Annotated in this window: 9 protein-coding genes; 1 reads left to right on the top strand and 8 read right to left on the bottom strand. The window is 42.0% G+C overall.

The window, feature by feature from the left end; translation table 11 throughout:
- Window positions 1-228 precede the first annotated feature (228 nt).
- The gene (locus JMY09_RS00270) at window positions 229-1,743 is read left to right on the top strand and encodes a phosphohexomutase domain-containing protein (RefSeq protein ID WP_201621928.1); all 1,515 of its coding nucleotides are present in this window, start codon (window positions 229-231) and stop codon (window positions 1,741-1,743) included.
- Between the two features lie 128 nt (window positions 1,744-1,871).
- Here the strand turns inward: JMY09_RS00270 and JMY09_RS00265 are convergent, their stop codons facing one another.
- The 8 genes from JMY09_RS00265 to odhB form a co-directional block, all read right to left on the bottom strand.
- Complete coding sequence (locus JMY09_RS00265) at window positions 1,872-3,230, bottom strand: UDP-glucose/GDP-mannose dehydrogenase family protein (protein WP_201621597.1); 1,359 nt, start codon at window positions 3,228-3,230, stop codon at window positions 1,872-1,874.
- Window positions 3,231-3,543: 313 nt separating this feature from the next.
- Entirely contained in the window at window positions 3,544-5,238 is a 1,695-nt protein-coding gene (gene pgi, locus JMY09_RS00260; RefSeq protein WP_201621596.1) for a glucose-6-phosphate isomerase, read from the bottom strand.
- A gap of 15 nt (window positions 5,239-5,253) precedes the next feature.
- A complete protein-coding gene (locus JMY09_RS00255; RefSeq protein ID WP_201621595.1) occupies window positions 5,254-6,126 on the bottom strand; it encodes a UTP--glucose-1-phosphate uridylyltransferase in 873 nt (290 codons plus the stop codon).
- Between the two features lie 163 nt (window positions 6,127-6,289).
- On the bottom strand, window positions 6,290-7,381 hold the full coding sequence (gene galE, locus JMY09_RS00250; RefSeq protein ID WP_201621594.1) for a UDP-glucose 4-epimerase GalE: 1,092 nt from the start codon (window positions 7,379-7,381) through the stop codon (window positions 6,290-6,292).
- Between the two features lie 122 nt (window positions 7,382-7,503).
- Complete coding sequence (gene sucD / locus JMY09_RS00245) at window positions 7,504-8,379, bottom strand: succinate--CoA ligase subunit alpha (protein WP_201621593.1); 876 nt, start codon at window positions 8,377-8,379, stop codon at window positions 7,504-7,506.
- A 136-nt stretch (window positions 8,380-8,515) separates the two neighbouring features.
- Window positions 8,516-9,682: an ADP-forming succinate--CoA ligase subunit beta gene (sucC, locus tag JMY09_RS00240; RefSeq protein ID WP_201621592.1), complete on the bottom strand. Its 1,167-nt coding sequence runs from the start codon at window positions 9,680-9,682 to the stop codon at window positions 8,516-8,518.
- Window positions 9,683-9,841: 159 nt separating this feature from the next.
- Window positions 9,842-11,290: a dihydrolipoyl dehydrogenase gene (gene lpdA / locus JMY09_RS00235; RefSeq protein WP_201621591.1), complete on the bottom strand. Its 1,449-nt coding sequence runs from the start codon at window positions 11,288-11,290 to the stop codon at window positions 9,842-9,844.
- Window positions 11,291-11,525: 235 nt separating this feature from the next.
- Entirely contained in the window at window positions 11,526-12,758 is a 1,233-nt protein-coding gene (odhB, locus tag JMY09_RS00230; RefSeq protein WP_201621590.1) for a 2-oxoglutarate dehydrogenase complex dihydrolipoyllysine-residue succinyltransferase, read from the bottom strand.
- Window positions 12,759-13,005: the final 247 nt, after the last annotated feature.

Genomic DNA, 13,005 nt, shown 5'->3' with positions numbered 1-13,005 from the left:
TTTAGTTAATTTTTATAAAAGATAGCAAGGTAAACAACAGCTGTAAAACTCATTATTATAACTAGCAAATGCAGTAAAGTGACGCTAAATAAGCTAAGCTAGAGACAGGCTTTTACCCTATTGATTCATCAGTTAGTGTATCATTTAATATTTACTACCTTATACTCATAACTGTTATTTTTATAGCCACTTTACTGTTCTAACTCAAGGAATGTTCTAGCCATGTCTATGTCTGATAGTGCTACTTCTGTAAGCTATACTTCTCCCCATACTGAATTTACAGCTATTACTATTGATTCCTTTAAGGCTTATGATATTCGTGGTGAGCTTGGGGTCAATTTGGATGAAGATATTGCTTATCGTATTGGCCGCGCCTTTGCACAGATTCTATCTGAGCGCGTTGATGCTAATGATGATAGTGCTACTAATAATGAGTTAAAACAACTCAAACCGGCTATTGTTATCGGCAGTGATATCCGTGACTCTAGTGAGCAACTTAAGCAAGCAACTATCGCTGGTATCCTAGACGCTGGTATTGATGTCATAGATTTAGGTATGACTGGGACCGAAGAAGTCTATTTTGCTACTAGCCATTATCAAGCGCTAGGGGGCATCGAAGTGACCGCTAGTCATAACCCTATCAATTATAATGGGTTAAAATTGGTTAAAGAGCATTCAAAGCCTATTAGTGCCGACGATGGTCTAGCTGAGATCCAAGCATTAGCTGAGTCTGGTCGATTCACTACTGGCAATGAACAAGGCGCAAATTATCGGCTAGGAAAGCGACAGTTATTAACCGATAAAAGCGCTTATATAGATCATGTAATGAGCTTTGTTGATACCAGCAAATTGCAACCTTTAACCTTAGTTATTAACTCAGGTAATGGCAGTGCAGGACCTGTGGTCGATTTGTTGGTCGACAAACTAATGCAAGCTGGCGCACCGATCAAAGTCATTAAGCTGCATCATCAGCCTGATGGTAGCTTCCCTAACGGTATTCCTAACCCTATGATTTTGGCCAATAGACAATCCACTCAACAGGCGGTTATCGAGCACAAAGCAGACTTAGGTATAGCTTTTGATGGTGATTTTGACCGCTGCTTTTTATTCGATGAAAATGGTGAGTTTATTGATGGTAGCTATATAGTCGGTATGCTGGCGCAAGCTTTTTTAAATAAGTATCCTGGCCAATCTATCGTTTATGATCCACGGGTACTTTATAATACCGAAGCGGTGATTGACGCCCATAATGGACAAAAGGTTATTAGTAAATCAGGACATTCATTTATTAAGCAAGTAATGCGCGAGTCGGGCGCTGTTTATGGTGGTGAGATGTCAGCGCATCACTATTTCCGTGATTTCTGCTATTGTGATAGTGGCATGATTCCGTGGTTATTGACCATTGAGCTGTTATCAGTTACTGGCAAAACCCTTTCACAATTAGTCACTGGTTACATTGCCGCTTACCCAAGCTCAGGCGAATTAAATTTTCATCTCACTAAACATGATGCGGCAACTATCATCAATGATATAGAAGAAAAATTCAGTAGCCAAATCCCTACTAAGTCGACTCTCGATGGCTTAAGTCTTGACTTCAAGGATTGGCGTTTCAATTTGCGCGCTTCTAACACCGAACCCTTGATTCGATTAAATATTGAAACTCGTGGCGATGAGAAATTATTAGCAAGCAAAACTCAAGATATTCAGCAATGGTTAGCTTTACAAGGTGCAGTTCCAGCTTAAGCTATTCTATATAAGCTATGGTTTATAATAACAAAACGCCTGTCAACTCTAGATTGATAGGCGTTTTTTTTGCTATGGATTGCTATAGTTTATTAATCAAAACTTTATATCATAACCATTTTCTGCGCTTACTTAGTACGGCCGATACCCACATAACCGCCTACTAAAGCATCAATCTGGGCGCGTGAAAGCGCATTTTGAGCATCAAATATAGGGATAGCTTGATGATTAAGCTGCGCCACATCAAGTCTATGCTGTGGCGATAAGGTAATGATGAACACGGCTTGCGCAGCATTAAGTTGCTCATAAGGGCTGTCTACTAGCTCTAATAGAGGCTGCTCACGATAACGCTCGGCAAGCTCACTCTTGGCCTTGTCGCTATAAATGATAGTGCGTATATTATAAGACCATAGCAGCTCTAATAAAGGATGTATCGCTGAACCTGCTGTGCGTCCTGAGCCGGGTTTATAACTAGCTCCCCAAATCATCACAGTCCTGTCATCGATAAAGCCATCAAAATACTGCCAAAATTTGCGGAATATGAGCTCTTTTTGATCTTCGTTAATATGCATAACCGATTGTAGTAGGGGCATATTGACACTATTATTTTGAGCAGAGCACTGTAGCTTATCAAGCTCTGTAGGCAGAGTGTTACCACCAAACCCCCAGCCAGCCTGCAGATAACTACTACCAACTCGCGCATCAAGCCCCATAATACTACTGACTTTTTGGATATCAAGTTGGTGACTATCTGCCAAACGCGACATCTCATTCATAAAACTGACGCGCGTCGCTAGCATCGCCATAATACTACTACGCGCAAACTCTATAGTGGCAATATCAGCATGATGATGAGCTTGAGCGTGTTGAATTAAGGGCTGTAGTGCTGATAGATGCTGGCTACTATCTGCGGTTTTTTCACCGAGCAACCAAAGCGAAGGGGTCAGCATGGAGCTATAAGCTTCGCCATCTTGTAAGAATACAAAAGGTATATAGTAAACCCATGCCCGTTGTAGGCGCTCAGCCAATGCAGGAATATAACCTAATGGCTCGATAGCACTAATAATAACTGGCAAGTTTTGCTGTTGGCTATGATTAAAAGCCATTAACCAATGGTCATCCGACCAGACAGACTTGATACTATCTAAAAATAACCAGTACAGTGCTACTGGGGTATGAGTGTTATCAGTAGTAGCCACTTGCTCATAACATTTAATTAGCTGATCTGCGCTCTCAGGTAAGTCTTGACTGATAATTTGCTGCTGCTGAGTATACAGCTGCCACAACGCTTGCAGATGATGCTCAAAGCCATACTGTTGTAATTGCTGATTTAATATTTTTCTGTCCGCATATAGATGCACACTTCGACCTAAACTTGCCAGCACTACGGCGCTAGTAATGGCCTCAATATCATGACCAATAATAACGCATACTTTTAAGTTTTCAGCATCATAAGCTGTAGAGTTTTGGGTGGAATCAGAGGGCATAGTGCTACCTTTTTGTATTTTTATGGCATGAATAGCTACTGTTATGCAGATAACTTATACAGCTTTAACAACTTATATAGTTTGGCATAAACCCTAGCTGTATTTAATCAGAATAGCGTTAAAAGCATTATTGCTAGTAATAAGGGGTATCTTCAACTGAGTTATAAGGATAAAAACAGGCTATATTGCTGCGGCTCAAAGGAGGTTTTGTAAGCAATAACCGCACCTTATCAGCTATGAACTTGCAAACCGTGGCAAAAACATAGCTGTTTTAATACGATTGAATAATAACTCTTTGTAGTGAAGACATACCCTAAGAAAGCTGTCTAATATGCGCCAATAACTGATTAGTAGAGCTATCAAAAGGGCTAATGCTATTATTATCTTGTAGCGCATGATACACCGACTCGGCCATCTGCTTACCCATCTCAACGCCCCACTGATCAAAGGGATTGATATCCCAAATACTGGCCATCACGTAAACTTTGTGTTCATAAAGAGCCACTAAAGCCCCTAAGCTGTGCGGTGTAAGCTCATCTATCAACAAAGTAGTCGATGGCTGATTACCACGATAATGCTTGTATTTATCAGCCTCACAACTATCAGTGATATCAGCTACCGCGGCGTTACCAAATGCTAGCACTCGACTTTGGGCCAAACAATTAGCTAATGATAACTCATGTTGATGTTGTAACGATGCGTTCTGCACCTCATCACTATAGTGACGCACGCAGGCTATAAAATCACAGGAGACATGCTGCGTACCTTGATGCAACAGCTGATAAAATGCATGCTGGGCGTTAGAGCCGATTTCGCCCCATAATATAGGACAAGTATCATAGTCTACATGCTCACCGCCAAGAGTGACTGATTTGCCATTACTTTCCATCTCTAACTGAGTTAAGTAACTAGGTAAATAACCCAAGCGCCCATCATAAGGCAATACCGTATGCGCATGAATGTGTAAAAAAGTACTGTTCCAAACCGCAAGTAAGCCTAACAACACTGGCAGATTATCGGAAAAATCAGCAGTAGCAAAATGCATGTCCATACTGTGCGCACCGGCTAATAGCTCACGAAATTGAGGCATACCAATACGAATAGCAATAGCTAGGCCAATTGCTGACCATAAAGAAAAGCGACCACCGACCCAATCCCATAACTGCAACTGATTCTCAAGGTGGATACCCCAAGCAGTCATTTTAGCGTTATTGGCCGATATACCAATAAAATGCCGACGCAATACACTATCTTGAGTACCAGCACGTAGGGTTGCCGTAGCCAACAACCAAGATAGAGCAGTCTTAGCATTAGACAGCGTATCAACTGTACCAAAAGACTTAGAAGAAATAATAAACAAGGTAGTTTCGGCGTTTAAGCGTTTAAGCAAATTATCAAGTTGACTGCCATCCATGTTCGACACAAAGTGGACGACGATCTCAGTATCTGCCCATTCATCAAGAGCCGTAGCCGCCATTAAGGGCCCTAAATCGGAACCACCAACGCCGATATTGACTACATCAGTAATGGCTTTGCCAGAGAATCCACGCCAGTTACCGCTACGAATACGCTGCGATAAGCGGGCTACTTGCGCTAGACTATTATGGACGTCACTCACTACATCTTGGTTGCCTACTTGCAGTTTGGCCCCTTCAGGCAAGCGCAGCGCTGTATGTAATGCCGCACGCTCTTCACTAGTGTTAACCATCGCCCCTTGCATCAGGGTTTTTATACGAGCTTCTAAATCACAGCTGTGCGCTAAGTTGAGCAAGCTTGCTAGCACCTCATCAGTGATACCCTGCTTGCTATAATCCATATACAGCGCACCCGCTTGGCTACTAAAACGCTGCGTGCGAGTCTGGTCTTGAGCGAACAAGGCCGCCAATGACAAAGGCTGCTCAGCAAGCTGTTGCAGAGTTGTCCAGTGCTTAGAGCCACGGGCATTAGGATGGATATTATTAATCTCACTGCTAGCTAAGTCGCTACTATCAAATAGTGAATTATTCATCGGCTATTTATCGTCTTATAATTGTTGTTGAGCAAAATAAATAAAGGCTTGCATATAAGACTGCATATCGCCAGCATCATAGCTATTACCCAACATAGTAGTCACTTCAACACCTTGCTGACTAATTAGCGCATCAATAGCATCCGTTAACTGAATTTCTCCACCGACGGAGGCCTTGGTATTGGCTAAATAGTCAAAAATCTGATTGCTAAACACGTAACGGCCAACAACCGCTAAACGCGAAGGAGCATCCGCTAGACTCGGTTTCTCTACAAAGCCCGCTACTTTAAAGCTAGCGTTAACGGTAGTAGTATCAGTAGCAATGTCCTCAAAATTGGTATCAGCGCTGAGTTTAGCTATCCCATATTTAGACACTTCTTCATCAGCTACTTTATCGACTAGGATCTGTGAATAGCCGTTCTGAGTAAATTCATTGAGCATAAAAGCTAAATTATCGCTCTGTAGATCAGTAGTAAATGGATCTAATACCACGTCAGGTAGCAGTACCGCAAAATCATGCTCACCAATGATCGGTCGTGCGGCTAATACTGCATGGCCTAAGCCTAAAGCTTGGCCTTGACGTATCATTGATACAGTCACATCTTTTGGTAGCCAGTTTAAGCTATCCGCCAGCTCATCCTTACCTTTATGACGCAACTGATTATCAAGCTCGGCATTGATATCAAAATAGTTTTCAATCGCGCTTTTTTGCGCATGACCAACTAACACAATATGCTTGATACCAGCAGCGATAGCTTCTTCGACTACGTAATGAATAGCAGGACGATTGCCTAGAGGCAATAATTCCTTAGGAACCGCTTTAGACAAAGGCAACATACGGGTACCGAAGCCGGCGACTGGAATAACAGCGTGAGTGATTTTTTTCATAAGTATTAGGCTACATTAAAAATAAGATCAATTAGGATGATGACTGATAGTCACTTACTATTTATAACTGGTGGTGCAAGCTTATTAGATAAAACTCTCTGAAAAAGTTATCTGATAAAAGCTTTTCAATAAAAGCTATCTAATAAAGATCAGCTAATAAAAGTTAAGTCGGGCGATAGCCATTAGGGTTCATACTCTGCCAACGCCAAGTATCGACACACATATCAGTAATCGAGAGCTGGGCTTGCCAATTCAATAGCGCTTTGGCTTTGTCTGCACTGGCATAACAACTAGCAATATCACCAGCGCGACGGGGCGCAAACTGATAAGGAACGCTTTGAGCAGTTACTTCACTAAAAGCAGTGACTAACTCTAATACTGAGCTGCCTTTGCCACTACCTAAGTTGATAGGTAAAAAGCCTACTGAAGTTTTGATCGCCGAACTGTTGGTTACCGTATCGTTAGTTGCTAAATCGTTAGTTGCTAAGTTGGCTTGCTGCTCTAGATATTGCAAAGCCGCCACATGACCAGCTGCCAAATCAACCACATGAATATAATCGCGAACCCCTGTGCCATCGACCGTAGGATAGTCATTACCAAAGATACTTAACTTTTTAAGCTTACCTACAGCCACTTGCGAGATATACGGCATCAGGTTATTAGGGGTATCATTAGGATCTTCACCAATTTGACCGGATATATGCGCGCCTACTGGATTGAAGTACCTAAGCGTTACTAAGTTCCAATCATCATCAGATACTGCCAAATCTTCTAAGATATATTCAACCATTAACTTGCTTTGACCGTAAGGATTAGTACAAGAACGTGGCGAGCTTTCATCGATAGGTAAGGTTTCAGGATCACCATATACTGTAGCAGAGGATGAGAACACTAAATTCTTGACCTGATGATCCGCCATCACTTCTAGCAAAGCAATAGTGCCACTGACATTATTATTGTAATACATCAACGGCTTGGCAACTGACTCCCCAACCGCTTTTAGTCCTGCAAAGTGAATCACCCCGAAGAACTGATGCGCGGCGAACACTTCTCGAAGCTGCTCAGCATTACGCACATCGCCTTCAATAAACTCGATAGGAGCATCAATAAGCTGCGCAACACGATTGATAGCTTCGCGACTACTATTGGTTAGATTATCATAAACAACGATACCATAGCCTGCTTCATGCAGCGCTATACAAGTATGTGAGCCGATATATCCTGCACCGCCTGTTACTAATATTTTCTGCTGCATTTCATCACCTAGAGCAATTTTTGAATAAAAAAAGACACCCCATTGTAGGGGTGTCTTTGATAATTTTCAATGTCATTATAGTAGTTAGCTACATAGGTTATCAGTATAGACTAAAGCCTATATTACCAACCAGTAACTTCTTTAAGCTTTTCGCCAAGTTTAGAAGGATCACGGGTATAAGCAATGCCTGCATCTTCAAAAGCTTTAAATTTCTCTTCAGCTGTACCTTGACCGCCTGAAATGATAGCGCCGGCATGACCCATACGCTTGCCTTCAGGAGCAGTAACACCAGCGATGTAACCAACAACTGGCTTAGTGACATGGTCTTTGATGTAAGCAGCTGCTTCTTCTTCAGCAGTACCGCCAATTTCACCGATCAGAATGATAGCTTCAGTTTGTGGATCATCTTGGAACAGTTTCAATGCATCGATCTGGTTCATACCAGGGATAGGATCACCACCGATACCGATACAAGTTGACTGACCAAAACCAAGCTTAGTAGTTTGAGCTACTGCTTCATAAGTCAAAGTACCAGAGCGTGAGATAATGCCCACTTTACCTGGTAAATGGATATGGCCTGGCATGATACCAATTTTGCACTGACCTGGAGTGATAACACCTGGGCAGTTAGGACCAACTAAACGTACATCGCCAGCTTCTTCAAGATAACGCTTGGCTTTTAGCATATCGATAGTCGGTACGCCCTCAGTGATTACTACGATTAGCTTAACGCCAGCATCGATAGCTTCAATGATTGAATCTAGTACGAATGGAGCTGGTACATAGATAACAGAAGCGTCAGCTTGAGTCACTTCCATAGCTTCAGCCATAGTATCAAATACTGGTAAGCCTAAATGCGTTTGACCGCCTTTGCCTGGCGTTACGCCACCAACAACTTTAGTACCATATTCGATAGCTTGTTCAGAATGGAAAGTACCGTTTTTACCGGTAAAACCTTGCACCAATACTTTGGTGTCTTTGTCGATTAATACACTCATTATTTATTCCTTGTATGCGGTTGTCTTGTAATAGCAGCCCTTCGTATAGAGAGTTACTAAATATTGATAACTACTCTATTGAAGTGCCGCTATTACGCTTTGACTACTATGCTCGTTTGCTTAAGCGTTTAGGAGCTTAGGCTTTAACAGCATCGACAATTTTTTGGGCAGCGTCGGCAAGACCTTGAGCTGAAATAAGTTTCAGACCAGACTCTTCTAGAATTTGTGAACCCTTTTCAGCGTTGTTACCTTCTAGGCGTACAACAACAGGTACTTTTACGTCAACTTCTTTGATAGCAGCGATAATAGCTTCTGCAATCATGTCACAACGTACGATACCACCGAAGATGTTGATTAGAACACCTTCAACGCTGCTGTCTTCCAAAATGATTTTGAAAGCTTCAACAACACGATCTTTAGTTGCCCCGCCGCCAACGTCCAAGAAGTTAGCAGGCTTGCCGCCATACAACTTGATGATATCCATGGTAGCCATTGCTAGACCAGCACCGTTAACCATACAACCGATGTTACCTTCTAGAGCCACATAGTTTAGGTCAAACTCAGCTGCTTTTAGCTCGCGCTCATTTTCTTGAGTTTTATCTTGAAGAGCAGCGATTTTTGGTAAACGATAAAGAGCGTTTGAATCGATACCGATTTTGCCGTCAACACAAACAATCTCGCCGTTTTCACGAACTGCTAATGGGTTAACTTCAAGCAAAGCAAAGTCGTTATCAATAAAGGCATGATAAGCGCCAGTCATGATTTTTACAAACTGATTGATCTGCTTGCCTTCTAGACCCAATTTAAACGCAATGTCACGCGCTTGATAAGGCATTAGACCTACTAAAGGATCAACGCTAACTTTAAAGATTTTTTCTGGAGTCTCGTTAGCGACTTCCTCGATATCAACACCACCTTCGGTTGATGCCATGAAGGTAACACGACGAGTAGAACGATCCACAACAGCGCCAAGATATAGCTCAGTCTGTACTGGATACATATCTTCTGCAACCAATACGAAGTTGACTGGCTGACCATCGGCGTCAGTTTGAAAAGTAACTAAGTTAGTACCGATAAGCTCATCAGTAACTTGCTTAGCTTCTTCACGAGTTTTAACTAATTTAACGCCACCCGCTTTACCACGGCCACCAGCATGTACTTGCGCTTTGATAACCGCAATATCCGTTGGGGTTTTATCAAAAGCTGCTGCTGCTTCGTCGCCACTATAGGCAATAATGCCTTCTTGAATTGGCAAACCGTAGCTTTTTAATAGCTCTTTTGCTTGATACTCATGTAAATTCATTGATTGTATCCTTTATTTTTTACAATTAATAAAAAGTGAAAATAAGTGCACGTTAGTATCCATCTAGCGCACTTACTACTGCTACTGAAGCACTACGATAATAGTGAGCGCTTCAGCACTGTCTGGGATAATTGGTACTTCATATAAGCAGATTATGCTCTACTTACGTTTTTTACGTTGGATAGTATGAATAGCACGGCCATCCGCTGATAGAGCGGCTTCATGCACTGCTTCTGATATAGTTGGATGAGCAAACGTCATCAACTGCAAGTCTTCGATACTAGAAACAAACTCCATCGCAATCATACCTTGATGAACGATATCACCCGCACCAGCAGCGATAGCATGCATACCTAGCAGGCGATCAGTCTTAGCATCAGCTACTACTTTGATAGAACCTTCAGCTTCACTTTGAGCCAAGGCACGACCATTAGCCGCTAAGCTAAATGAACCGGTTTTCACTTCAAAACCTGCTTCAGTAGCTTCTTGCTCAGTCATACCTACCCAAGCGATTTCTGGATGAGTATAAATGACATTAATAATAGTGTCATAGTTAACTTGTGCTTTTTCGCCATGGATGCGTTCAACCGCCATTACGCCTTCTTCTGAAGCTTTATGCGCAAGCATTGGACCACGTACTAAGTCACCGATAGCATAGACGCCATCAAGATTAGTCTTACACTGATCATCGACATCGATAAGGCCACGTTCAGTCAGTTTAATACCGCTGTCATCACCTAGCAATTTTTCAGAATAAGCACGACGACCAACACAAACGATTAGCTTATCAAAACGCTGCTCTGATGACTCGCCTTTATTTTCACTAGTGACCACAACTTCATCACCTTGAACTTCAGCTTTAATAACTTTGGTATCAACACGGATATCAAGGCCTTGCTTTTTGAACATTTTGGCCGCTTCTTTAGCCATGTCTTTATCAGCAGCTGCTAGGAAGCTAGGTAATGCTTCATACACTACTACTTCACTACCAAGACGACGCCATACAGAACCTAGCTCAAGACCGATAACACCAGCACCAATTACGCCTAAACGCTTAGGAGTTTCAGTGAAATCTAAAGCGCCGGTTGAGTCAACTATACGATCATGATCAGTTTTGGCAACTGAAATATCGATAGGGATAGAACCTGAAGCAAGAATAACGTTTTTAGCAGTAATAGTAGACTCAGCAGCATCTTCAGCTGTGAACTTAACTTTTTTATCGCTACCTTTACCGTCGAGTAAAGTACCCCAGCCTTGTAGCCAGTCAATGCCATTACCTTTGAATAAAGCGGCAATACCACCAGTTAGCTGCTTAACGATAGCTTCTTTACGGCCGATCATCGTTTCGATATCGATAGCAACGTCACCAGTACTAATACCATGCTCATCAAGGTCATGTTTAGTAGCTTCATAACGATGTGAAGTATCTAACAAAGCTTTTGAAGGGATACAACCAACGTTTAAACAAGTACCGCCAAGTGCTGGCGCGCCTTTATAAATACGTTTTTCAATACAAGCTACGCTCATACCTAGTTGAGCTGCACGAATAGCAGCTACATAACCACCAGGACCGCCGCCGATAACGACTAGATCATAATTGTCTTTCATAATGGATTTCCATATTTTATTTATAGCTTAAATGATAGTAATTATCTGAGTTATTAACTCTAGCGCAATCGCTATTAATCTGTGACTTATGTGCCGAAGATTGGCAATAACGCTGATTTATATAATGAGTATTACAGAATAACTAAGATGATTTTATAGCCTAAAGTAGACTGGTTGCAGCATAGATCATAACTAAAAAGCTTGTATCAACGTTAGCCAATACAAGCTTATGAGCTTATAAATCTAATAATAGCAGTGATGGGTCTTCGACCAATTCTTTGATGGTTACTAAGAACTGTACTGCTTCTTTACCATCAATCATACGATGGTCATAAGACAATGCTAAGTACATCATAGGTAGGATTTCAACTTTACCATCAACCGCCATTGGGCGGTCATTGATAGCATGCATACCTAAGATAGCAGTTTGTGGTGGGTTCAAGATAGGAGTTGACATCAATGAACCGAATACGCCACCGTTAGAGATAGTGAAAGTACCACCCATCATATCTTCTAGACCTAGTTTGCCTTTTTGCGCTAGGCCACCAAGCTCACGGATACGGCTTTCGACATCAGCCATGCTCATCTGATCAGTATCACGTAGTACTGGTACTACTAGACCACGATCTGATGATACAGCAACACCGATATCATAGTAACCATGATAAACAATATCATCGCCATCTAATGAAGCATTGACTGCTGGGAAACGTTTTAACGCTTCAGTAGCCGCACGGACAAATAATGACATAAAGCCTAGACGTACACCATGACGCTTCTCAAAACGATCTTTGTATTGAGCACGAAGTTCCATCAATGGCTTCATGTTGACTTCGTTAAACGTAGTTAACATAGCCGTTTCTTGAGACGCCGCTAGCAGACGATTTGCAACTGTCTTACGTAGACGGGTCATAGGAACACGTTTTTCACTACGTGCACCGGCTTCAGCAACTGGTTGGCCGCTGTCAGTTTTGATACTACTATCAGCTTTCAGGGTTGGGCTGCTCATGTCACTTTTGGTAACTCGACCACCACGACCACTACCTTCAACGTCTTTTGGATCAACGCCAGACTCTTTTGCTGCTTTGCGTACTGCTGGGCTTTGATCTTTATGATCAGCTTCAGGACCACTAGTGTTAGCAGTAGCTTGTACTGGCTCACCGCCATCAGTTGCTTGCTTTTCTTGTACAGGAGCAGCTGGTAGATTTGGATCTACAGCTGGTGCTGCACTAGCGCCAGCTTCAAACTCACCAATAATTTCGTCAGACAATACAGTATCATCAACTTGCTTGACGATTTTAGTGACCACACCATTATCTGGCGCAACTACTTCTAGTACTACTTTGTCAGTTTCGATTTCAGCTAGTAGGTCATCACGATTAACTTGTTGACCTTCAGTGACGTGCCATTCAACGATTGTGCCATCGGCAACCGATTCTGGAAACACGGGGGCTTTAATTTCAGCCATCGATATACTCCTTAGATTTAGATATTACTATTTATTATAAAGTCGTGATAGGCAGTTAGCGCGAATAACTAGTATAAATAGTTAGCTGCTGACTGTTATCGCCTGATACGGATGCTGCTATATTCTAATGCTTTAAATACTCGATATTAATACTTTGGATACTAGTGTTGTTTTTACCAATACTATAAATGCTAATAATTTGAGCAACAGCGTTCAACGTTTTATATAGAACGCTGATCACTGTCAT

This window comes from Psychrobacter urativorans (assembly GCF_904846695.1).
GTDB lineage: Bacteria > Pseudomonadota > Gammaproteobacteria > Pseudomonadales > Moraxellaceae > Psychrobacter > Psychrobacter urativorans.
The sequence above is the reverse complement of the archived record's forward strand: the minus strand, read 5'-3'. Positions and strand labels throughout refer to the sequence as shown.